17 protein-coding genes and 3 tRNA genes are annotated in these 24,717 nt (G+C 33.5%); 9 read left to right on the top strand and 11 right to left on the bottom strand.

The features are described 5' to 3' along the window. Positions 1 to 317: 317 nt before the first annotated feature. Both LPC23_RS08740 and LPC23_RS08735 read left to right on the top strand, forming a co-directional pair. Entirely contained in the window at positions 318 to 962 is a 645-nt protein-coding gene (locus tag LPC23_RS08740; protein ID WP_229329606.1) for a DUF47 domain-containing protein, read from the top strand. Between the two features lie 24 nt (positions 963 to 986). Further along, entirely contained in the window at positions 987 to 2,303 is a 1,317-nt protein-coding gene (locus LPC23_RS08735) for an inorganic phosphate transporter (protein ID WP_229329605.1), read from the top strand. A gap of 66 nt (positions 2,304 to 2,369) precedes the next feature. Here the strand turns inward: LPC23_RS08735 and LPC23_RS08730 are convergent, their stop codons facing one another. Continuing rightward, positions 2,370 to 4,913, bottom strand: a complete 2,544-nt coding sequence (locus tag LPC23_RS08730; protein ID WP_229329604.1) for an ATP-dependent Clp protease ATP-binding subunit — start codon at positions 4,911 to 4,913, stop codon at positions 2,370 to 2,372. A 256-nt stretch (positions 4,914 to 5,169) separates the two neighbouring features. On the opposite strand from LPC23_RS08730, the gene gyrA reads away from it, so the two are divergent. Both gyrA and LPC23_RS08720 read left to right on the top strand, forming a co-directional pair. Continuing rightward, on the top strand, positions 5,170 to 7,791 hold the full coding sequence (gyrA, locus tag LPC23_RS08725) for a DNA gyrase subunit A (RefSeq protein WP_229329603.1): 2,622 nt from the start codon (positions 5,170 to 5,172) through the stop codon (positions 7,789 to 7,791). 38 nt (positions 7,792 to 7,829) lie between these two features. Then, entirely contained in the window at positions 7,830 to 9,104 is a 1,275-nt protein-coding gene (locus tag LPC23_RS08720) for a tetratricopeptide repeat protein (protein WP_229329602.1), read from the top strand. A 52-nt stretch (positions 9,105 to 9,156) separates the two neighbouring features. On the opposite strand, the gene LPC23_RS08715 is transcribed toward LPC23_RS08720, so the two are convergent. Further along, positions 9,157 to 9,918, bottom strand: coding sequence for a C40 family peptidase (locus LPC23_RS08715; protein ID WP_229329601.1), 762 nt, complete (start codon positions 9,916 to 9,918; stop codon positions 9,157 to 9,159). Between the two features lie 41 nt (positions 9,919 to 9,959). Then, entirely contained in the window at positions 9,960 to 11,138 is a 1,179-nt protein-coding gene (locus LPC23_RS08710) for an acetyl-CoA C-acyltransferase (RefSeq protein ID WP_229329600.1), read from the bottom strand. Between the two features lie 226 nt (positions 11,139 to 11,364). Between LPC23_RS08710 and LPC23_RS08705 the strand changes: the two genes are divergently transcribed. From LPC23_RS08705 to LPC23_RS08695, 3 genes are all read left to right on the top strand, one after another. Then, positions 11,365 to 11,448 (top strand) — tRNA-Ser (locus LPC23_RS08705). 19 nt (positions 11,449 to 11,467) lie between these two features. After that, positions 11,468 to 11,542: transfer RNA gene (locus LPC23_RS08700), tRNA-Pro, on the top strand. Positions 11,543 to 11,555: 13 nt separating this feature from the next. Then, positions 11,556 to 11,629 (top strand) — tRNA-Arg (locus tag LPC23_RS08695). 107 nt (positions 11,630 to 11,736) lie between these two features. Here the strand turns inward: LPC23_RS08695 and LPC23_RS08690 are convergent. Next, on the bottom strand, positions 11,737 to 13,188 hold the full coding sequence (locus LPC23_RS08690) for a redoxin domain-containing protein (RefSeq protein ID WP_229329598.1): 1,452 nt from the start codon (positions 13,186 to 13,188) through the stop codon (positions 11,737 to 11,739). Between the two features lie 133 nt (positions 13,189 to 13,321). Between LPC23_RS08690 and ddpX the strand changes: the two genes are divergently transcribed. Beyond that, entirely contained in the window at positions 13,322 to 13,951 is a 630-nt protein-coding gene (ddpX, locus tag LPC23_RS08685; protein ID WP_229329596.1) for a D-alanyl-D-alanine dipeptidase, read from the top strand. Positions 13,952 to 14,174: 223 nt separating this feature from the next. Here the strand turns inward: ddpX and LPC23_RS08680 are convergent, their stop codons facing one another. From LPC23_RS08680 to tsaD, 7 genes are all read right to left on the bottom strand, one after another. Next, positions 14,175 to 14,741, bottom strand: a complete 567-nt coding sequence (locus LPC23_RS08680) for a hypothetical protein (protein WP_229329594.1) — start codon at positions 14,739 to 14,741, stop codon at positions 14,175 to 14,177. 2 nt (positions 14,742 to 14,743) lie between these two features. Continuing rightward, positions 14,744 to 15,925, bottom strand: coding sequence for a class I SAM-dependent methyltransferase (locus tag LPC23_RS08675; RefSeq protein ID WP_229329592.1), 1,182 nt, complete (start codon positions 15,923 to 15,925; stop codon positions 14,744 to 14,746). Between the two features lie 2 nt (positions 15,926 to 15,927). Next, positions 15,928 to 17,019, bottom strand: coding sequence for an AI-2E family transporter (locus LPC23_RS08670; protein ID WP_229329590.1), 1,092 nt, complete (start codon positions 17,017 to 17,019; stop codon positions 15,928 to 15,930). Between the two features lie 72 nt (positions 17,020 to 17,091). Next, positions 17,092 to 17,601, bottom strand: a complete 510-nt coding sequence (locus tag LPC23_RS08665; protein WP_229329588.1) for a TrmH family RNA methyltransferase — start codon at positions 17,599 to 17,601, stop codon at positions 17,092 to 17,094. Continuing rightward, positions 17,601 to 18,242 carry a DUF4159 domain-containing protein gene (locus tag LPC23_RS08660; RefSeq protein ID WP_229329586.1) on the bottom strand — a complete coding sequence of 214 codons (642 nt, stop codon included), beginning with the start codon at positions 18,240 to 18,242 and terminating at the stop codon, positions 17,601 to 17,603. Before LPC23_RS08660 ends, LPC23_RS08665 begins: the two co-directional genes overlap by 1 nt. A 4-nt stretch (positions 18,243 to 18,246) precedes the next feature. Continuing rightward, the gene (locus LPC23_RS08655) at positions 18,247 to 18,957 is read right to left on the bottom strand and encodes a 16S rRNA (uracil(1498)-N(3))-methyltransferase (RefSeq protein ID WP_229329584.1); all 711 of its coding nucleotides are present in this window, start codon (positions 18,955 to 18,957) and stop codon (positions 18,247 to 18,249) included. Between the two features lie 4 nt (positions 18,958 to 18,961). Further along, a complete protein-coding gene (tsaD, locus tag LPC23_RS08650) occupies positions 18,962 to 19,984 on the bottom strand; it encodes a tRNA (adenosine(37)-N6)-threonylcarbamoyltransferase complex transferase subunit TsaD (protein WP_229329582.1) in 1,023 nt (340 codons plus the stop codon). A 189-nt stretch (positions 19,985 to 20,173) separates the two neighbouring features. Between tsaD and LPC23_RS08645 the strand changes: the two genes are divergently transcribed. After that, positions 20,174 to 24,610, top strand: a complete 4,437-nt coding sequence (locus LPC23_RS08645) for a translocation/assembly module TamB domain-containing protein (protein WP_229329581.1) — start codon at positions 20,174 to 20,176, stop codon at positions 24,608 to 24,610. Positions 24,611 to 24,717: the final 107 nt, after the last annotated feature.

Genomic DNA, 24,717 nt, shown 5'->3' with positions numbered 1-24,717 from the left:
AATATTAGCTAGAAAAGGGAGAGCTTGATTTTTACGAATAGTTGAATTTAACACTATTTATAATGGGTGATTTAATCAATCTCAAAAAAAATAGCTGTATTTATTGAATGCTAAGCTTATTTACTACTATTATTATCTTTTAAAATAATATACTTTAGATCAAGAAAATGGGTGAATTTAATTGTATTTGAATGTTTTTTTAAGTTAATTTTAATTTCAGTATCAATTTTAATGTGAAATCTTGTTGCAAATCTTAACACAGACTTAACGTTATCTAGAATTAAAAATTTAATTTTGTTGCTTAAATTTTATATAAAATGTCTATAAATAATATTTTCCAATTTTTAGTTCCAAAAGACAAGAAATTCTTTCCATTATTTGAACAAGCTACTACTAATTTAGTTCAATTAGCTACTCACCTTCATGAGGCGGTAAATTTACCTTTAAAAGAAAGAGAAGCTCTTTTTCAAAAAATTGATCAATTGGAACAAATAGGGGAAGAAATTACTCGCCAGACAAATCTTGAGTTGAGTAGAAATTTCATTACTCCATTTGATAGGGAGGATATTTATTCTTTGATAACCTCTATTGACAATGTAGCGGATAATTTACAAGGTGCAGCGAGTAGAATGCGTTTGTATCACGTTGATAAAATTACAAAGTCAATTCGAAAGATGACAGAAATTAACTTAGAGGCTTGTTTAAAAATCGAATTAGCGGTTAAAGAGTTAAATGATTTAAAGAATGTTAAAAATATTACTAGCGCCTGTTCTAAAATTAATAAATTAGAAAATAATTCTGATGTAGTTTATAATAAGGCTGTTTTTGAAATTTTTGAAAATGAAACGGATGCTATTAATATTATTAAGTACAAAGAAGTATTGTCTGTTTTAGAGTCGGCTACTGATAAATGTAAGAATGTTGCTAGTGTATTAGAATCTATTGCTGTAAAACATTCTTAATTTATTTAAATTGCTTCTCATAGTATGGATTTTACTTTATTAATATTAATTATTTTTTTAGCTTTAGTTTTTGACTACATTAATGGTTTTCATGATGCAGCAAATTCAATAGCAACGATTGTTGCTACTAAAGTTCTTACTCCTTTTCAAGCAGTTGTTTGGGCCGCTTTTTTTAATTTTTTAGCCTATTGGGTTTTTGGTTTTGGTGTTGCAGATACTGTTGCTAAAACTGCTCATACAAGTAGTATTGATTTGACCGTTATTTTATCTGGAGTTTTAGCGGCCATTATTTGGAATCTATTTACTTGGTGGAAAGGAATTCCGTCTTCATCATCTCATACCTTAATTGGAGGTTTTGCGGGAGCGGCAATAGCGCATGGTTTTTCTGGTGCAGTTCAAGATCCGTCATACTATGGATTGAAAATTGTAAGTTGGTTTAAAGCAGCAAAAGAAGGTGAATTGTTGCCTTCAGGGGTTTTGATTGTAATTCTTTTTATAGTTTTTGCACCTCTTTTAGGAATGATTATTTCGTATTTCATTTCGTTATGGTTAATGTATTCCTCTAAGAAAAATATCTATCCCAAAATACTTACTATCACATTAATGCTTTTAGCTATTTGGTTTTTATCATCTGTGATAATTCCTTTTAATGAAATTGAAAAACCAAGGTTTGAGAGTGCTTTTTGGAGTGTATTGTCCGAGCCTCACAATATTAAATGGTTTTTAGTATCCATCATCTTTTTTAGTTTAGCAATTTTCAACTTGTTTTTTAGCTCTTTCTCTGCTGCAAAAGCAGAAGCTATATTAAAGAAAATGCAATTATTGTCCTCTGCCGCCTTTAGTTTAGGCCATGGAGGAAATGATTCTCAAAAAGTAATGGGGATTATAGCTGCAGCCGTAGCTGTATATATAAAAACAGCAGGCGATATAGATTTACCATTCTGGTTAGATGTAGAATTACCAAAAGAAGATGGGTCATTTAAAATGCCATCATGGATTCCAATTACATGCTATTCAGTTATTGCAATGGGAACTCTTAGTGGTGGTTGGAAGATTGTTAAAACAATGGGTTCTAAAATTACAAAAGTAAATGCTTTTGAAGGGGTTGTTGCCGAATCGGCTGGAGCCTTAACACTATTTTTAACCGAACATTTTAAAATACCGGTGTCTACTACTCACACTATTACCGGTTCTATCATTGGAGTTGGTGTAACTAAACGTGTTTCTGCAGTGCGCTGGGGTGTAACTGTTAGTTTACTTTGGGCATGGATATTAACCATTCCTGTTTCTGCGGTAATTGCAGCGATTACGTATTTTGTTTTGAATTTATTTCTGAATTAAATAGAACTTTATAATAAAAAAAAGCTGACTAATTAGTCAGCTTTTTTTTATTTAAAGAAGTAGCAACTATTTAGTTGGTTCTTCTGTTTTGTGTACTCTTACGGTTAATTCTTCTGCACCCTCTTCAATATCCATAAAGATTTCATCACCCAATCCTATTTTTGAAGTAATAATCTCTTCGGCTAAGGAATCTTCTACATATTTTTGAATCGCGCGTTTTAATGGTCTTGCGCCAAATTGTTTGTCAAAACCTTTATCGGCAATGAACTCTTTGGCTTTATCGGATAAAGTTAGGGTATATCCTAAGTCGGCAATACGAGCACATAATTTTTTCAATTCAATTTCAATAATCAAATTGATATCGTGTTTCTCTAATGCATTGAAAACAATAACATCGTCAATACGATTTAAAAATTCTGGTGCGAATGTTTTCTTTAAAGCATTTTCAATAATACTTTTCGAATTATCATCAACTTGAGCAGTTCTAGCCGCCGTTCCAAAACCAACACCTTGACCAAAATCTTTCAATTGTCTTGCACCTACATTGGATGTCATGATGATGATAGTGTTTTTAAAGTCAATTTTACGGCCTAAACTATCGGTTAAGAATCCGTCATCCAATACTTGAAGTAACATGTTGAATACATCTGGATGCGCTTTCTCGATTTCATCTAATAATACAACGCAATACGGTTTTCTTCTCACTTTTTCAGTTAATTGTCCACCTTCCTCGTAACCCACGTATCCTGGAGGTGCTCCAATTAATCTGGAAATCGCAAATTTCTCCATGTACTCGCTCATATCGATACGAACTAAAGCGTCTTCTGAATCGAATAATTCTTTTGCAATTACTTTGGCTAATTGTGTTTTACCAACACCCGTTTGTCCCAAGAAGATAAAAGAACCAATTGGTCGATTAGGATCTTTTAACCCAGCACGATTTCTTTGAATAGAACGAGCAATTTTCAACACTGCTTCTTTTTGCCCAATTACCTTTCCTTCAATGAGTTCAGGAAGCTGAGCTAATTTATTACTTTCAGTTTGTGCAATTCGGTTTACTGGAATTCCTGTCATCATCGAAACCACGTCAGCCACATTGTCTTCCGTAACTTGAATACGGTTATTTTTCGATTCTTCTTCCCATTGTTCTTGGGCTATAGCCAAATCTTTTTCAATACGCTTTTCGTCATCACGAAGCTTGGCAGCTTCCTCGTATTTTTGTTTTTTAACGACTTCATTCTTTAATACACGCACATCTTCCAACTGACGTTCCAAATCCAAAATTTGCTTAGGAACTTCAATATTAGTAATGTGTACTCTTGAACCTGCTTCGTCCAGAGCATCAATCGCTTTGTCTGGTAAAAAACGTTCCGACATGTATCGATCAGTTAATTTGACACAAGCTTCAATCGCCTCAGCTGTATAGGTTACATTATGATGGTCTTCGTATTTATTTTTGATATTATTCAAAATGGTAATTGTTTCCGGAACCGAAGTAGGTTCCACAATTATCTTTTGAAAACGTCTCTCTAAGGCTCCGTCTTTTTCAATGTATTGGCGGTATTCGTCTAGAGTTGTAGCTCCGATACATTGGATTTCGCCACGTGCCAAAGCAGGTTTGAACATATTGGAAGCATCCAAAGAACCCGTAGCTCCACCAGCACCTACAATAGTATGAATTTCGTCGATAAAAAGAATGATATCGTCATTTTTCTCTAGCTCATTCATTACCGCTTTCATACGTTCTTCAAACTGACCGCGGTATTTTGTTCCAGCAACTAAGCTGGCTAAATCCAAAGTAACCACACGTTTGTTAAACAGAATCCGTGACACCTTTTTTTGGATAATTCGCAAAGCCAATCCTTCGGCAATAGCAGATTTACCCACACCAGGCTCTCCAATTAATAATGGATTGTTCTTCTTTCTACGGCTTAGAATTTGCGATACACGCTCAATTTCTTTTTCGCGACCTACAACTGGATCAAGCTTTCCTTCCTCAGCCATTTCGGTTAAATCTCTACCAAAGTTATCTAGAACAGGTGTTTTCGACTTCTTATTGGATTTATTAGAAGGCGTATTGAAACTGCTTTCTTTCAGGCTGTCATCTTGTCCTGATTCGTCATTATACGACTCGTTTTTTGGCAAGTTTTCCATAAAATCATCTTCTGCTGGAGTCATATTTACGTATTGTTCTTTAACTACATCATAGTCGATTTTCATCTTATTGAGTAGTTTGGTTGTTGGATCATTTTCATTTCGCAGGATACACAAAAGCAAGTGTGCGGTACTGATAGACGGGCTTTGAAATACTTTAGCTTCTAAAAATGTAGTTTTTAAAGCTCTTTCCGCTTGGCGTGTCAGGTGCAGGTTTTTCTTGTCGAGATTAAGATCACTAGTTGGATTTGCAGGGCTTAAAATTTCTACTTTTCTGCGTAAGTGATTTAAATCGACAGCCAAATTATTTAAAATTTGAATTGCTTTGCCATTTCCATCGCGAAGTATTCCTAACATAAGATGCTCTGTGCCAATAAAATCATGGCTTAAGCGTAAGGCTTCTTCTTTGCTGTACGTAATAACATCTTTTACTCTCGGTGAAAAATTATCATCCATATGTATCTATTTGATAGTGTAAATTTAAGTAATTGAGGTTTCAAAAACAAATATCATTCCGTAACCAACGGCTGTCAGCTAATTGACAAAAAAAATACCAAAAAAACTCAAAAGAGCATCCTATTTTATTAACTAAATTACCTTAAAAACTTGTTAATAAATCATTGAAATAAGTAGTGTAAATTAGTTCTAAAAATTTCAAATATCCGTATATTGGCACGTTTGAAACTAATATAATTTTTTAATATAATAACTTATGTCTGAAGGAGAAAAGTTAATTCCTATTAACATAGAAGATGAAATGAAATCAGCTTACATCGATTATTCGATGTCGGTAATTGTATCAAGAGCACTTCCAGATGTTAGAGACGGTTTAAAACCGGTGCATCGAAGAGTACTTTATGGAATGTATGATTTAGGAGTTTTTTCAAATAAAGCCCACAAAAAATCCGCAAGAATTGTTGGAGAAGTTTTAGGTAAGTACCACCCTCATGGTGACACCTCTGTTTATGACGCTATGGTGCGTATGGCTCAAGAATGGAGTATGCGTTATTTATTAGTTGATGGACAAGGTAACTTTGGTTCTGTCGATGGTGATAGTCCAGCAGCAATGCGTTATACTGAGGCTAGAATGCGTAAGATTTCGGAAGAAATTATGGCTGATATCGAAAAAGAGACAGTGGACTTTCAACTGAACTTTGACGATACCTTGTATGAGCCGAAAGTAATGCCAACACGAGTTCCTACCTTATTAATTAATGGAGCTACAGGTATTGCTGTAGGTATGGCAACCAATATGCCGCCGCACAATTTAACTGAAGTAATTAATGGAACCATTGCTTATATTGAGAATAACGATATTGAAATAGACGAATTAATCACTCATATTAAAGCGCCTGATTTCCCAACTGGTGGGATTATTTACGGATATGAAGGTGTTCGTGAAGCATTCAAAACAGGTCGTGGACGTGTCGTTATTCGTGCTAAAGTAGGTTTTGAAGAAGTTGATGGTAGAGAATCTATCATTGTGACTGAAATTCCGTACCAAGTGAATAAAGCAGATATGATCAAACGTACTGCTGATTTGGTAAACGAAAAGAAAATTGAAGGTATTGCCAATATTCGTGATGAATCGGATAGAAATGGTATGCGTATCGTATATATCTTGAAACGTGATGCTACACCAAATGTAGTATTGAATACCTTATATAAGTATACCCAATTACAATCATCATTTAGTGTTAATAATATTGCCTTAGTAAAAGGGCGTCCAGAAACGTTGAATCTGAAAGATATGATTCATCATTTCGTAGAACACCGTCATGATGTGGTAATTCGTAGAACACAATTTGAATTACGAAAAGCAGAGGAAAGAGCCCATATTTTAGAAGGATTAATTATTGCTTCGGATAATATTGACGAAGTAATTGCTTTAATTAAAGCGTCTAAAAATACGGATGAAGCCAAAGAAAAATTAATCGAGAGATTCAAATTATCAGATATCCAAGCACGTGCTATTGTTGAAATGCGTTTACGTCAATTGACAGGACTAGAGCAAGATAAATTGCGTGCTGAGTACGAAGAAATCATGAAGTTAATTGAGCATTTAAGAGCTTTATTAGCCGATGTGAATTTGAGAATTGCATTAATTAAAGAAGAGTTAATTGAAATCAGAGATAAATATGGTGATGAGCGTCGTTCTCAAATCGAATATTCTGGTGGAGATGTAAGTATCGAAGACTTAATTGCTGATGAAAATGTAGTGATTACTATTTCGCACGCAGGGTATATTAAGCGTACCAACTTATCTGAGTACAAAACTCAAAATAGAGGAGGAGTAGGACAAAAAAGTGCTGGAACCCGTGACCAAGATTTCTTAGAACACATGTTTGTGGCTACGAATCACCAGTACATGATGTTCTTTACGCAAAAAGGAAAATGTTTCTGGATGCGTGTGTACGAAATTCCAGAAGGAAGTAAAACCGCTAAAGGTAGAGCGCTACAGAACTTAATCAACATTGAGTCAGATGATAAAGTAAAAGCATTTATCTGTACACAAGACTTGAAAGATAAAGAGTATGTAAGCAGTCATAATTTAGTAATGGTAACTAAACAAGGACAGGTAAAGAAAACGTCTTTAGAGAAATATTCTAAACCTCGAGTGAATGGTGTTGCTGCCATTACGATTAAAGAAGGCGACGAATTATTAGCGGCTCAATTAACCAACGGTGAGAGTCAAATTATTTTGGCTGTTAAATCTGGTAAATTAGTTCGTTTTGAAGAAACTAAAACCCGTCCAATGGGAAGAACAGCTTCTGGAGTTCGTGGTATTACTTTAAAAGATGACAAAGACGAAGTAATCGGAATGGTAACGGTAAACGATATGAGCAGCGAAATTTTAGTTGTTGCTGAAAATGGTTACGGTAAACGTTCTAGCCTAGATGAGTACAGAATCACGAATCGTGGAGGAAAAGGGGTGAAAACCTTGAATATTACTGAGAAAACAGGTCAGTTGATCTCCATTAATTCGGTAACTGACGCTGACGACTTGATGATTATCAACAAATCAGGATTGACTATCAGAATGGCAGTGGAAGATCTTCGTGTAATGGGACGTGCTACTCAAGGTGTTAAATTAATCAACATCAAAGGAAACGATTCTATTGCAGCGGTAACTAAAGTAATGAAAGACGATCCAGCTGAAATTGAATTAGACGAAGATGGCAATCCAATTGAAGTCGAAGTTATTGAAAGAGTGAAGCCTGTTCTAGAAGTACTAGAAGATGATGGCGCTGCAGATGACGACGATGAAGAAGACGAGGAAATCGAAGACGAAGAAGATATCGATGATACTGATGAAGACGATTCAGACGAATAATTAAAAACAAATTCAACCAAAAATTAAAATAGAATATTATGAAAAGTAAATATGTACTACTAGCATCAGCATTATTGATATCAGTTGCCACTTTTGCTCAAAAAGATCAAATTAAAGCAGCTGAAAAGGCTTTAAAAGCAGGAAATGCTCAAGAAGCAATTACTATTTTGCAAGGAGCAGAAGCTGCGTCAGCTGCAGCACCAGATGCTGAAAAAGCCCAGTTTCATTTTGTAAAGGCTAATGCTCATTTGGCTTTAGCTACTAAAAATGAGGATGTAGATACCAACCTTTCGGCTGCTGCCAAAGGATACCAAGAAGTAGTTTCAATTGAAAAAGCTTCTGGAAAAGACAAGTTCGCTGCTCAAGCTACTAAATCAATTATTGATGTTAAATACAAATTAATCAATGGCGCTATTGCAGATTCTAAAGCAGAAAAACATGCTTCAGGAGCAAAAAAACTATACGATGCATATCTGTTAGATAAAAGAGACACCATCAATTTGTATTATGCGGCATCGACTTTTGTAAATGCTAAAGAGTATGAGACTGCTTACAACGCTTACGATGAGCTTAAGAGATTAAACTATTCTGGAAAGGGAACCAATTATTATGCTGTTAACAAAGTTAATGGTGAAGAACAATTTTTCTCTACAGCCAAAGAGAGAGACCAAATGGTAAAACTTGGTACTCATGAAAAACCAAGAACAGAAGCAATTCCTTCAAAAAGAGGTGAAATCTATAAAAATATGGCTTTGATTTTAGTTCAAAATGGAAAAATTGCTGAAGCTAAAAAAGCAGTTGCCGAAGCTAGAGTTACTAATCCAGATGATAAATCATTGATTTTGACTGAAGCTAATTTGTATTTAGATACTAAAGATTATGATACTTACAAAAAATTAATCACTGAGGTTTTGGCTCAAAGCCCAAATGATGCCGATTTAGTTTTTAACTTAGGAGTAATTAGTTACAATGCTAAGAATTTTGCTGAAGCTGAAACGTATTACAAAAGAGCTGTCGAAATTAAGCCAGATTATGTAAATGCGTATTTGAATTTAGCAATTTTGAAATTAGATGCTGATAAAAAATTATTTGATGAAATTCAAAAGTTAGGTAATTCGGAAAAAGATAATAAACGTTACGAAGTGCTAAAAAAACAAAGAGAGGCAGTATTTACTTCTGCTTTGCCTTATCTTGAAAAAGCCGCTGAGTTAGACGATACTAATGAAGAGGTTAAGTCAACCTTATTAAGTGTTTACAGAGCATTAGAAATGACAGAAAAAGCTAAAGCGTTGAAAGCTAGAATGAAAAAATAGGCTTTAGATTTAAACCAAAAAAAAACCGAATTGAAAAATTCGGTTTTTTTATTTAAATTATTTTTTTGATTACTCTTAGTTTGTGTGTATGTTTTTGTGTTTCGGGATTGAATATTCCCAAGTGATCAAGGCGATCTACTCGAACTTTTCCGCTAGCGTGAATAATGTAATTGTTTTCCATTATAATTCCCACATGAATGATAGCACCTTCTTCGTTATCAAAGAAAGCCAAATCACCAGGTTCGCTTTCTTCAATAAAGCTTAAAGCATCGCCTTGAGTTGCTTGCTGCGAAGCATCTCTTGATAACCTGTAACCATTTAATTTATATACCATTTGCGTAAAACCAGAACAATCGATTCCAAAAGGTGTTTTTCCTCCCCATAAATAAGGTGCATTCAAATACATAAATGCGGTAGTGATTAGTTGGCTTTTATCCTGTATTCCGCTTATTTTGCTGCCATCAAAAACAAACTGCGAGGAGTTAATTTCGGAATGATCTAAAAATGAAAGCGATGCTCCTAAAGGAATAGGAAGCAAGGTATTATTTGGTGCTGAAATGTAATCAATCAAATCTGCATTTAATGTAATAGGTTCTTTTGAAAGTATTTTGTAATCAGTTTCGCTAATAATTTGAAATTGTTTGAAGTCTACCCAACCTTCATAGTTGTCAAATTGCAGTCGGATTTTGCGCCATTGCTTTAGTTCTTCTACCACTTCAAAATGTTCACCAAACAAGACTTGAGAAACGATTTCGCTTCTGTCATTTGGTTCCGCTCGAAGTGGGATTATGGCTAGGTTACAAATTCCAAACATGGACAACTCTTTCTATTTTTGAGGTTACTTTTAGAGGCAATTTATGCTCTCTCAATTACTATGGCAGAAGCACCACCACCACCATTACAGATAGCAGCTGCTCCAATTTTACCATTATTTTGTTGTAATACATTCAATAAAGTCACAATGATTCTGGCTCCTGAACAACCCAACGGATGTCCTAATGAAACAGCACCACCATTAACATTCATTTTATTCAAATCAATATTTAATAATTTGGCATTAGCCAAACCTACAACAGAAAAAGCTTCGTTAAATTCAAAATAATCTACATCTTCAATTGAAAGATTAGCCTTCTTAAGTGCTTTTGGTAATGCTAAAGCTGGACTCGTTGTAAACCATTTAGGTTCCTGAGCAGCATCGGCATAGGAAAGAATATACGCTAGAGGTTGAAAACCCAAAGCAATTGCTTTTTCCTCACTCATGATTACCAATGCAGCTGCTCCATCATTAATTGTTGAGGCATTTGCAGCAGTAACAGTTCCTTCTTTGGTAAAAGCAGGGTTTAAGCTACTAACTCTATCTAACTTCACATTGGTGTACTCTTCGTCTTTTGATACAATTACAGGCTCTCCTTTTCGTTGAGGCACAGCAACCGGAACTATTTCATTATCAAATTTCCCTGCTTCCCAAGCTTTAGCACTTCGCTCATAGGATTGAATTGCAAATTGGTCTTGTTCTTCTCTAGAAATTTTATGTTCTGAGGCACAAAGATCGGCACTCACACCCATAGCGTTGTTATCATAAGCATCAGTAAGTCCATCCTTTTGCATTCCATCAATTAAAGCATTTGGACCAAATTTAGTACCCGCTCTTAAATAAGTATAATGTGGGATAAGGCTCATGTTTTCCATTCCGCCTGCAACAATAATTTCAGCATCACCCGATTGAATGGATTGTGCAGCAAACATAACTGCTTTCATTCCTGAAGCACAAACTTTATTTACAGTAGTACAAGGAACAGAATTGGGTAAACCAGCAAAAAGTGCTGCTTGTCTAGCTGGAGCTTGACCAACACCAGATTGAACTACATTTCCCATAAATACCTCGTCTACTAAATCAGGACTAAGGTTGATCTTCTCCAAAGCACCTTTGATTGCTACTGCACCTAGTTGAGATGCGCTTACGGTGGACAAACTTCCCATAAAACTTCCCATAGGGGTACGAGTGGCAGCAACAATTACGACTCTTTTATTCATGATATTTAGAATTTAGATGATAAGCAAATTTAATCTTTTTTATGCAATTTCAAATGGTGATTATAGTATTCTGATTTAAATGATTTTGATTGTAGCTAGTATGTTGATTGTGAACTCATTTAACGACAATTAAAAAATAAAAAGAAAAAAAACTTTAAAATAGTTGTGATTAATACAATGATGTGCTACATTTGCCACCGCAAAATAGGACAGGTTTCTTGAGCTTGGAGAGGTGCCAGAGTGGTAATGGAGCAGATTGCTAATCTGTCGACGAGCAATCGTCGCCAGGGTTCGAGTCCCTGTCTCTCCGCTTTTTAATTTTGCTATTTCGGGGTGTAGCGTAGCCCGGTTATCGCGCCTGCTTTGGGAGCAGGAGGCCGCAGGTTCGAATCCTGCCACCCCGACTACAACAAGACTGGTCGCATAGCTCAGCTGGATAGAGCACCTGCCTTCTAAGCAGGCGGTCGAAGGTTCGAATCCTTCTGCGATCACAAAAAACCCACTATTTACAGTGGGTTTTTTTGTTTTTGGTAGTTATTTTGTTATTAATTGTATTTTGGTTTCTTAAATTATATGATCCAATATATAGTTTGCACACTTATTTTTTCTTTTCCAATTGCTCTATAATCTTGGTGTAATTTTCAGGACCTACTTTTTTAGCAATAATTTTTTTGTCCTGATCCAAAAGATACATAACTGGAGTTTGTCTCACATTATACAAAGTTTGGAAATCAACATCTTCCTTGGTGTAATTCCCTGTAACTACGGGAGCAGGGTACACATTGATCCAACTGGAGAGCTTTTCTTTTTCAATAAACTCTTTCCATTTTACCATTTCATTTGTATTGTTGTTTATGGCAAAAACGACTACGCCTTTTTGTTTCCATTCCGTTTCATACAATTGAAGCATTTTTGGAATTTCGGTTGCACAATGTCCGCAAGTAGGATCCCAGAAGGCAACAACCGTATATTTAGCCTTAACATCATATAAATCAATTCGTTTTTGATCTTGAGTTAGCATGAATAGGTTTTTTCCTTTGTCGCCAATTAAATTATCCTTGATACTCGAAACTTTAAATTTGAAAAACTCTTTTTGTTTGAGTTGTAACCAAGGATATTCTTTGTTCTTAAAAAAGCTATTATAAATATTGATAAATACTCGATCCATTCCCATGATTTTTGCTTCAGCATACAAATCAATAAAATGTAAACTGAGGTATTTAAAGACTTCTCCATTGGGTTGGTCCGTTTGGTTTAAAATTTGTGTAATTTCCTGAGTTACTGCTTCAGGAGTAACAGGGACAAAGGTGTTGAAGTAGGTAGTGATTCGGTTTTCTAAAAAGGGATTGCGCAATAGTCGTGCGTCTTTAAAATTAATTCCATCAAAAAAATGCTTTTTTAAGTAAGCGATCGAGTCGGTTTTAGTAGCCAGTTTTTCTTCTTCCGCTTTGTTTAAAAAGTTGTCAATTGGTTGGCTCATACTGAACAAAAGCGCCATCGTATTTCCTGAATTAGTTTTGATATACTCATTTTTGAACAAGTTAATCTCTGCTTGAATTTTTTTTAAATCAGTAATTACGAATGCACTGTCTTGTTTGGTCTTTTTATCGGCTAAGCTTTTTTCTAAGTTTTTGATAACTTCCAATTTAGTTCTAAAAAAGGAATTGAAATTAGCAAAATCTTGGTTCAGATTGGAATTACGTATTTCCAACGTTTTTTCGGTTGGATTGGTAACTTTGATGGCAAATTTTTGTTCATTGTCCATCAAAAACTCTAGATCTATCTTCTTGTCGGGGGTTACTAACATATAGATACCTTCAATGTATTTTTGGTCTTTTTTGAAGATTAATTTTCCGTCAGCTGTTCCTTTTACAGAATCTAACAAGGTCTGGTATTTACCATAATGACTGGCTATATAATACATCTTATTAGCGTATTCTGGAGATTGAAATTCAATTTGGCTTGCAGGAATCGTCTTTTTGACTTGAGCAAAAAAAGAATTACTAAAGAGTAAAAAAAGTAAAGAGAATACGAGCGATTGGGTTTTCATAATAATCTAATTTTAACCAAAAATAAGTTTTTCTTATGGGTTTTACTTTATTGGAATCAAATTTAGTTCATACACGCTTAAAGAGTCAAAAATAATAAATACTTTTAACAGATAATTATTATTAAATTTTGCCATGCGAACTCTTTGGTCTCTATTTTTTTTGTTTTTTTTCTCAACAATAAACACCATTCATGCCCAGACTGATGAAACAATTGCAGATTCTTCTTTTGTGAATCTGAAAGACTATAGTACTGATTTTGTTTACGATATGAAGTATGCAACAGCGGATAATTTTTTGAAAGCAAAAGTCTATGATTGTCCAGAATGTCTTTTACGTTTTAAAACAGTAAAAGCTTTAGTAAAAGCCAACGAGAAATTCATGAAAAAAGGATATCGTATAAAGATTTATGACTGTTACCGTCCATTAGATATTCAAAAAAAAATGTGGCAAATTATACCCAATCCAGAATATGTCGCTAATCCTGCAAAAGGTTCGATTCACAATAGAGGAGGAGCAGTTGATATTACTTTAGTCGATAGTACTGGAGCAGAATTAGACATGGGAACATCATTTGATTTTTTTGGTCCAGAAGCGAGTCATTTCTATGAGAATCTTCCAGATGAAGTAAAACAGAATAGATTGCTCCTGAAAAAAATAATGAGAAAAAGTAATTTTATTTCTTTTGATTCTGAGTGGTGGCATTATAATGTAAAAAATGCTTCCAAAGAGAAGGTTTCAAATACAAAATGGAAATGTGATTAATATAGGTTAATTTTTAATCACAAAGGTTTTTTAAGAAGGCACTAAGTTGCACAAAATTATCAGTTTAGTTTTGTCAAAACAGAACGATTTTCATAAGGATGTGATAGCATTTATAGTATTTCTTGATACTTTATAAGGTGAAAAAATTTGCGAATTTGCGGTAATTATTTAATCACTGAGAATCCAAATAAGTCAAGCAGATGCTATTTTGAATAAGGGTTATTTATTCAGCACAGTGGATATTTTGCATAAAATAAGTTTCAGGCTCATATACCTCATTATTCATTTCTGATGTAAACTGTTTTTTGAGTATGTAATCTTCAACATCTGTCAGGAATTTAATTCGCATAAGTGAAACAGGTGATTTTTTCAATTCCTCAAAACTATCTTTCATAAACATAAAAGTACCCGGAGTTATTCTGTTGTCAAAACCCTTATCGTCTCGCAATACTGTTCCGCAATTTTCTTGATCAATGTGTAATAAGGTTATTACTTTACCATTGTTTAATTGTAAGAAAATCTTAGAATCTTTATCAAAACAATTGGCTTTAATAAAGTCTTTACTCTTTTGAATAAGTTGCACATTTAATAAAGGCATTCCGTCAGATACAGCCAATGAAAAGAAAATATAATTAGATGTTCCTGCAAAATTTTTCTCTGCAATAATATATTCTTTGGTCGTTTTATATGTTCCAATAGAATCGGTTACATTAGTAGTGTATTCGCATGGTTTTTGAGCAAAAATTACTGAACTGATTAGGGAAAGGGCAAGTAATAATAGGTTTTTCATGGTTATTGTAATTTGTTGCAAAGTAAAACTATTTTATCATTATTCATATCGGTTGTGAAAAAACAATAGGAATCTCCACCGTCTTTAATTTTCCATTTTTTCCGAATGTTTTCTACAGTTTCAGGAAAGTTGCGAGTTGTGAGGTTGTGTTTTGAATTTTCGAGATGAATTTTTATTTCTTTTTTTGTGTAGGGAATAACATGCTGTATTTCAAAAATACGTCCAGGAAAATTGAATACTTCATTTGAGGTATACAAATGCGAATGTTTGTGTAATTTATCAAGTTGGTACTGCGAACTGATTTCATTGAAACCGCCTGATTTCATAATAGCACTATTGGGCTCGAATAAGTAGCGTTTTGGTAATGAATATTTAGCATCGGCACTATCCTGGTCAAGAATAAATTCAAAAGTGTTTGCTCCTTCTTTTGTAAGATTTACTGTTTTGATGCTAATAGCACCAGAGTAATTTTTATGTAGTTCCCAAAGCAACTCTTTAACTTCATTTTCAAGAGCTACAATATGAATTGTTTTTACATTTTGTAGTTCTGATAAACCTGCTGCTAGATCCAATAATGGAGCGGTTTTGATTAAAATAGCGTCTGATTTTTCAAAATACAAATCTAAATTTTCAGGAACATTTGGCAAACAGTCTTTTAACATAAAAACTTTTCCCTTGGCGTCATTTCTGCGCGAAGGATCGATGTAGATCCAATCCCATTTTTCAGTAGTCGATTGTAAAGTAGTTAAGCTATCACCCGCTATGCAGTCAATATTAGTAACTCCTAATTGTTTAAAATTGTGTTTGACAATCTCTGATAAATCCGAATTGATTTCGCAGTGAGTCACACTTTTCATCGTATTGGCAAAGTAATAATCATCTACTCCAAAACCACCCGTAAGGTCAATTAAACTTGAGCCATTTAGTAAACTCGACTTGTATTCGGCTGTTCTTTCTGAGGAAGTTTGTTCAACTGATATTTTAGATGGGTACAGGATGTTGGCTGTGTTAAACCAAGTGGGTAGCTTTGTTCTTGCTTTTGCTTTTGCTTCAATTTGGTTTACAATAGTAATCCATTCTATATCTGGAAATGGATTTTTTTGAAGGGCTAATTGAGGAATTGAAACTCCTAATTGGCTATCAATGAATTGCTGTATTTCAGGGGTTAAAATTTTGTAATCCAAGATTATATGTTTTTGGTAATAAGTTGAATAACAACATTATTAGGAAAAAATTCTTTACCAATAACCTTTAAAATCGTGTACAAAGGAACTGCGATTACCATACCCAAAATACCAGATATAAAACCAGCAATTAAAATAACTAAGAAAATTTCTAAGGGATGCGAGCTGACACTTTTAGAAAAAATTATGGGTTGGGATAAATTATTGTCAATTAATTGCACTATCCAAAAGCCAATCAAAATGTAGATAGTTGTGGGTAATGTTTCTGTTTGAAAATCATTTCCTAAATGACTAATCATAGTTAAAATCGCAGCGATTATTGACGCAATTAATGGACCTATGTAAGGAATGATATTGAGTACCGCACACAAAAATGCAATTATAAAGGCATTCGAAATCCCAAAGATGGACAACACAATTAAATACAAAATAAATACGATTCCTAGTTGTAATAACAAGCCAATAAAGTAGCGAGACAACAAATGATTGATTTTATCTAAGGAATTTAGAATAGGTTCTTCGTGGGTATCTGGTATTAATTTTTTTAGGTTTTCAATAAAGTGAACTTTGTCTTTCAAAAAGAAGAAAGTGATAAAAAATACCGAAGCCAATCCAACTCCAAAACTTCCAATTGTATTGAGAATAGTATTTAATAATTCGGGTACGAAATTGAAGTCTATTTTTGAACTAATATCGGTTTCACTTAAAAATCGAGCCGAATCAATGTTATGATTGTCTAAAAACACGACTATTTGATGCAGAAGCTGGTCAATGTTTTGCTCTATTTTTGCAGTATTGAGTAAAGATAAACTTTCACTTTGTGATAAAATCAAAGGAATAAATAAAGAAATAAATCCTACGAATAAAAGAAAAAAGAAAACTAATGTTGTGACTGATGCTACTACATTCGGAAATTTCAAACGTGTTTGTAGAAAACTCATGATTGGTTTTCCAATCAATGTTAAAATTAGCGAAACAATCAAATAAATAAGTACCGCTTGAATTTGGTATAAAAAATATAGTGAGATAGCAATCAATACTAAAAAACCTATAGATCTTAAAATTCCGTTTGCAATTGTTTTAGATGTAATCATTGGGCAGTAGTAGGTTTGAAAAGCTATTAAAATATAAAGATAGGAAAACTTTCAAAAGAAGCAATTGACTTTTTAGATTTCATTCAGTCGATTGCTAATTTCATACAATGCAATACTAGTAGCTTGAACCACATTCATACTACTATTATTTCCGTACATTGTTATATGAGTAGTTTGGTTAGCAATTGCTAATAATGCCTCACTTACGCCATCAATTTCATTACCTATAAGCAAAGCAATTTTTTGGTCTTTAGGAGTAGTAATTTTTTGAATTGGAACGCTTGTACTTGTGATTTCTAGAGCTATAATTTCATATTGGTCTTTCAACAATAAAGCAATAGCGTCATTTGTTTCTTCGATAATAAAATGTGGAATCTGTAAATGAGTGCTTCGAGATGTTTTGTTTATTTTTCTGGGAGTGAGCGGAATTTCTTTGCCGATGAAAATTATTTTTTCAATGCCAAAGGCTTCGCCAATTCGGAATAAAGAACCAATGTTTTGCTGAAAATAGATACGATCGCAAACAATTGTGATAGGAAATTTTCTTTTTTCAAAGCGAGTATTTTCGTGGGTAAGTTGCATTAATTATTGAAAATGTAATACATAATATTAGCTCCCATTTTGAGTGCTTTCTGGCGCACTTCTAAAGGGTCGTTGTTAACTTCGGCATCTTCCCATCCATCACCTAAATCGCATTCATAAGTATACAACAAAACCAATCTGTTTTTTACAAAAATTCCCAAAGCCTGAGGTCGCTTATTATCGTGTTCGTGAATTTTAGGCAATCCATTTGGAAAAGAAAAAGGTTTTTGAAAAATAGGATGAGTTGAAGGGATTTCAATTAAATCTTCAGCTGGAAACAATTTTTTGATAGCTTTTCGGATGTATTCGTTCATACCGTAATTATCATCTATGTGAAGAAACCCACCTGAATTTAAATAGTTCCTTAGATTTATTTCTTCATCGGTATTGAAAACTACATTTCCGTGACCAGTAAGGTGAAGGTAAGGATAGCTGAATATATTAGGGCTATTGGGTTCAACAATAGCTGGCTTGCCCTTGATTGTAGTTTGGATAGTTGAATTACAAAAACGAATTAGATTGGGTAAAGAAGTTGGATTAGCATACCAATCACCTCCACCACGGTATTTAACCAAAGCAATTTCTTGCGAAAAACAATTCATCGCAAGTACTACAAAGAGCAAGACTAGTTTTTGCTTCATCAATTTAGGAGTTTTCGTTTAGAAAAACAACACTGTGACAGGCTACTATAGCTGCGGTTTCAGTTCGCAGTCGTGTATTTCCTAAAGTAACCGGAAGGTAATTGTGCTCTATAGCTAATGTTATTTCCTTATCAGAAAAATCACCCTCAGGACCAATCAAAATGGTGGCATTTTCATTGGCACGAATTACCGATTTTAGGGACTTTTTATCCGTTTCTTCGCAATGTGCGATAAGTTGTATACCTTCCTTTTTTTGCTTTACAAAATCTTTAAACGAAATCGCAGGATTTAGTTTTGGCAAAAATAAAGCGTTAGACTGTTTCATGGCAGAAAGAATGATTTTTTCAAAACGGTCTGTGTTGATTACTTTTCTTTCGGAACGATCACAAATAATTGGGGTGATTTCTTGAATGCCAATTTCGGTTGCTTTTTCTAAAAACCATTCGTAACGGTCATTCATTTTAGTAGGTGCTACGGCTAAATGTAACTGTATTTTGGGTTCTGGCGCTTTTTCAAAAGAAACAATTTGAACCGTACATTTAGCATCGGATGCTAAAATAATTTTCGTTTTAAATAAATACCCTAAACCATTTGTTACAAATAATATATCCCCGTCTTTTTTACGTAATACTTTAATAATATGCTTGCTTTCTTCTTTGTCAAAAATTAAGCTTTCAGTTGACTCGTTTATGGTGGTATTGTAAAATAACTGCATAGTTTTAGAATTGGATTCGTGCTTTTGAAACTACTGAAGAGTCTTCAAATTGTTGGTGTAAATATTTTTGATATCCTACGATTCCTATCATAGCTGCATTATCTGTAGTGTACTCAAATTTAGGAATAAATGTTGTCCAACCGTATTTTTTCTCGGCTTCTTTTAGTGTATTTCGAATTCCGGAATTAGCTGAGACACCACCGCCAATAGCTATTTGAGTAATACCTGTCTCTTTTACTGCCAATTTCAATTTGTCCATTAAAATTTCAATGATTGTATGTTGAATGGAAGCGCAAATATCGTCTCTATTTTCTTCGATAAAATTCGGATTCTCTAGTTTGTTTTTTTTGATAAAATATAAAATAGCAGTTTTCAATCCTGAAAAACTAAAATCCAATCCGGGTACTTTAGGTTTCGTAAATGCAAAAGCTTTTGGGTTTCCTAATTGTGCATATTTGTCTACCAAAGGTCCGCCAGGATAAGGAAGTCCGAGTATTTTGGCACTTTTGTCAAATGCTTCACCAACAGCATCGTCTGTAGTTTCTCCAATAATAGTCATGTTGAAGAAACCATCAACTCGAACAATCTGGGTATGACCGCCGCTAATAGTTAATGCTAAAAATGGAAATTCAGGTTTATCAAAACCTTCTTCGTCAATAAAATGAGCTAGTATATGCGCATGCATATGATTTACTGCAATCAAAGGAATTTGTAATGCTAAAGCCAATGATTTAGCAAAAGAACTACCAACAAGTAAAGAGCCCATTAAGCCAGGACCTTGGGTAAATGCAATTGCAGAGAGCTGTTCTTTTTGTATATTTGCTTTTCGCAGTGCAGCATCAATTACCGGAACTATATTTTGTTGGTGCGCTCTCGAGGCTAATTCTGGAACAACGCCACCGTATTGATTGTGAATCAATTGATTAGCAACAATGTTAGACACTACTTTATTGTTGTGTAAAACCGCTGCAGCTGTGTCGTCGCAGGAACTTTCGATAGCAAGAATAAAAACCTCGGAATTTTGCATAAAAAAGCGCGAATTTTAAATTATATTTGGCGTGCTGTATCTATTTTCAGCGTTGCCAAAATTAAAGAATTTTTATTTAAAGCCTATTCTTTAGAAAAGTAAAATAGAATTAAAAACAACTTAATCGACATTAGTATCAAAAACGTCAAAAAAATAGTATCACTTACGCTAATTGGGTTGGTTCTCTTTTTGCTTTTACTTGGTATTACATTAAGTTTACCAGTGGTGCAAACTCGAATTGCACAGTACGTCACTACAACACTTAATAACGATTTTGGGACTAATATATCTGTTGAACAAGTAGCCATATCTCCTTTTGGCAGTGTTAAATTTAAAAAAGTACTAATTCGGGATCACCATCAAGATACTTTGATTTTTAGCAATCGAATCAAAACTACCATTTCGGATGGTAAAAAACTTCTCGATGGGGATTTGATTTTTAGTGATTTGCATTTGGACGGCTTAGTTTTCCATCTTAAAACTTACAAAAAAGAAAAGCTTACTAATTTAGATGTTTTTGTTAATGCCTTTGGAGAAGACACTACTTCGACAGGGAAACATTTTTTATTGACTGCTAAACAAGCTACCATTACCAAGGGACATTTTACTGTGTTTGATGAAAATCGTGTAATTCCTAAAGATGTTGATTTTACCAAGTTAAATATTCAATTATCTGATTTTAAATTGTACGGACCTGATGTGAATACCAACATTCTCAAAATGTCATTTTTAGACCATAGAGGCGTTTATGTTAAAAAGTTAAGTGGAGTTTTAAGTTATACCAAAAAGCAAATAAAGCTTACCAAGTTACTAGCGGAGACAAAGGAAAATTCTGAAATCAAAGCTAATGTAGTGTTGAATTATAAAATTTCCGATTTTTCGGATTTTAATAATAAAGTCCAGTTTGATGTTCAGTTAGCTTCCTCCACATTGGCTAGTAATGATATTCGTTGCTTTTATAATGAATTAGGTAAAAACCAATTTTTCTACATCAAAACTAATCTTTCTGGAACTCTAAATGATTTGAAATTAAATCAACTGAATTTAGTTGATTCTCAAAAAAGTAAAATGATTGGTGCCATTCGATTTAAGAATTTATTTCCTTCTAAAGGTCAAGAGTTTTACATGAAAGGGAAGTTTAAGACGCTTTCGTCAAGCTATGATAATCTAGCGGTTTTATTACCCAATGTTTTGGGTAAGAAATTACCAGTCGAAATGAAACGTTTGGGGCAATTTAACATAGTGGGCACAACAGAACTTACTACTAAATCAATCAATGCTGCTTTTAAAATGAACTCTGATTTGGGGCTTGTTTCAACTGATTTTGTGATAAGCAACATTGATTTTATAGACAAAGCAGCTTATGTTGGTGATGTAGTTTTGGAACAGTTTGATTTAGGTACTTTAGTAGCAGAAGACGATTTAGGGAAAATTAGTGCCAACCTTTCAATAGACGGAATTGGTTTTACCGACAAATATTTAAATACAAAAATTGAAGGCGCTATTTCACAATTGGATTACAATAAGTATTCGTATTCTAATTTAGAGGTTAATGGTACCTTTAAAATGCCAATTTATCAAGGGAATTTGACTATTAATGATCCTAATTTAAATTTAAGTTTTGATGGTTTAATTGATTGGTCAAAAAAAGACAGTCGTTTTGATTTTCATCTAGCGATTGATAATGCAAATTTGTATAATCTTAAATTCACAAACGATTCAACATCGGTCTTAAAAGGAGATATTGTAACTCAAGTGGAAGGGAATTCAATAGATAATATTAGAGGAAACGTTTTTGTAAATAAAACTACTTATACCAATTCTAAATCGGTTTATTATTTTGATGATTTTTCTATAAACTCGAGCTTTGATAGTGCCAACAATAGAACAATAACGGTTAATTCTCCTGATATTGTTGAAGGTAAAATTGAAGGAAAATATAAATTCAACCAACTTCAAGATTTGATCGAAAACTCATTAGGTAGTTTGTATGCTAATTACAAGCCCAATAAAGTAGACAAAGGTCAGTTTTTGAATTTTGATTTGTCTATCAATAATAAAATTGTTGAAGTATTTTTTCCTCAAGTTTCAATTGGTGAAAATACAAAGATGAGTGGCGCTATAAATTCAGATAAAAATGAATTTCAATTTAAATTTAATTCTCCACAGATTGTTGCATCAGAAAATACATTAGACAATATTAGAGTTACTGTTGATAATCAAAATCCGCTATACAATGCCTATGTGGAAATGGATTCAATCAAATCTAAGTTCTATAAAATTAGAGATTTTAGTTTAATTAATGTAACAATGAAAGACTCATTGTTCTTTAGAACTGAATTCAAAGGAGGGAATAAAGGTGAAGATTATTTCAATTTAAACTTATATCATACGATTAACAAGGATAATAAAAATGTTGTCGGGATAAGTAAATCGGAAGTTAAGTTTAAAGATTATTTATGGTTTTTAAATGAAAATGACACGCAAAATAATCGTATCGTTTTTGACAAAAATTTAAATGAGTTTACTATTGAGGATATTATCTTATCTCACGAAGATCAACGTATAGAGTTGTTAGGTAAATTAAAAGGTTCCAATTATAAAGACTTAAAATTAAGTTTTAAAGATGTGAATTTCAATAAAATTACCCCAGATAATGAACTATTTGTTTTCGATGGTAGTATCAACGGAGAAATTAACTTCAATCAAGAGAATAAAATTTTCAGACCTACAGCTAATTTGAATATATCAGAGTTTATTTTGAATAAAAATAACCTTGGCGCCCTTTCATTAAATATTACTGGAGACGAAAACCTTTCTAATTTTGCTATAGCATCCTCTATTAAAAATGACAATTTTGAATCATTTAATACTAGCGGAAACCTTTCAATTATCAATGATGAAACTGTATTTGATTTACGAGTAATGCTTGATAAATTTAATTTGGCAACTTTAGGCCCCGTAGGAGGAGAGGTTTTATCTAACATACGTGGATTTGTTTCTGGGAATGCTACTATACAAGGAAATATAAATAAGCCTGAAATCAATGGAAGGTTGTTTATTGACAAGGCTGGTATGGGAATTTCTTATCTTGGAACAGATTATAATCTAGTTGATAAAACAATAGTTGACTTAACAGATGAAAGATTTTTGTTTAGAAACAATCTTTTGATTGACTCCAAATTTGGAACAAAAGGAATTTTAAATGGAGTAATTGAGCACAAGAATTTTTCGGATTGGAAGTTGGATCTTAGCTTAAACTCAAAACGATTACTAGCTTTAGATACAAAAGATAGTGAAGATGCTGCATATTTTGGAACGGCATTCATTAACGGAACGGCAAAAATTACAGGTCCAACAACTAGTTTATTCATTTCGGTTGATGCTAAGTCTGAAAAAGGGACTTCGGTAAAAATTCCAATTAATAATGCAGAGGAGGTTGGAGACAATTCTTTTTTACATTTTATAACGCCTAAAGAAAAGTACAACTTACAAAAAGGAATTGTAACTACTCAAAGAGATTATAAAGGATTAGAATTAGAGTTTGATTTTAACATAACCCCTGATGCAGAAGTTGAGGTAATACTTGATAGAAGTTCAGGACATGGTATGAAAGGTAAGGGGAATGGTTCACTTTTATTTAAAATAAACACACTCGGTAAGTTTAATATGTGGGGCGATTTCCAAGCTTATGAAGGAACTTATAACTTTAGAACCACTGGAATAAACAAACGTTTTTCAGTGAAGAAAGGGGGTTCTATTTCATGGGACGGAAACCCACTTAAGGCATTATTAAACTTAGAGGCAGTTTACAAAACTACAGCGAACCCATCTTTGTTAATTGATAATACATCCTTTAATAGAAAAGTCCCGGTAGAGGTGGTCATTGGTATAAAGGGAGATTTAATGAGTCCGGAACCTGATTTTAATATTGAGTTCCCAACAGTTAGTAATGTACTTAAATCAGAAATCCAAACCAAGCTATACGATAAAGAAGTTCGACAAACTCAAGCGCTTTACTTACTTTCAACTGGGAGTTTCCTTAGTGCAGAGGGAATCAATCAAAATGATATTTCTGGAAGTTTATTTGAAACAGCAGCTGGACTTTTGGGAGATTTGATTCAATCAGACAATGATAAATTCGAAGTTGGAATTAATGTAGTAGGAGCAGACAGGAGATTGGGTAGAGAGACAGATGGTCGATTTGAAGCTTCAGTGTCTTCAAAAATTAATGAAAGAATAACTTTTAATGGGAAGCTAGGAGTTCCTTTTGGAGGAATTAACCAAACCGCTTTTGTTGGAAATGTAGAATTACTTTGGAGATTGGATCAAGAAGGGGATTTAAATGCCAGAATTTTTAATAAAGAGAATGACATCAACTTTATTGGTCAAGGTATTGGATATACCCAAGGAATTGGTTTATCCTATCAGGTTGATTTTGATACATTCAGAGAGTTGATACAAAAAATGTTTAAGAAAAACCGAGTAATTCAAACGATACCTTCCGAATATTTAAATCCAGATTCAGAGTTGTCTCCTGATTTTATAAATTTTTCAAACTCCAAAAAACCTACCAAAGAATTACCTAAACAAAATAGGGAAGGACTGGCTCCTGAGGAAGACTAATCTTAGAAAATAGATTTATCGTTAGAATATCACGAAATAATTACATTTTCGTAATTAAATACCATTTATAAATTAATATTTTAAAACTTATTAACGAAAACGTTTGA

Source organism: Flavobacterium ammonificans (assembly GCF_020885975.1).
GTDB lineage: Bacteria > Bacteroidota > Bacteroidia > Flavobacteriales > Flavobacteriaceae > Flavobacterium > Flavobacterium ammonificans.
Note: the sequence above shows the minus strand (reverse complement) of the source record. Positions and strands in the feature narration are given on the sequence as shown.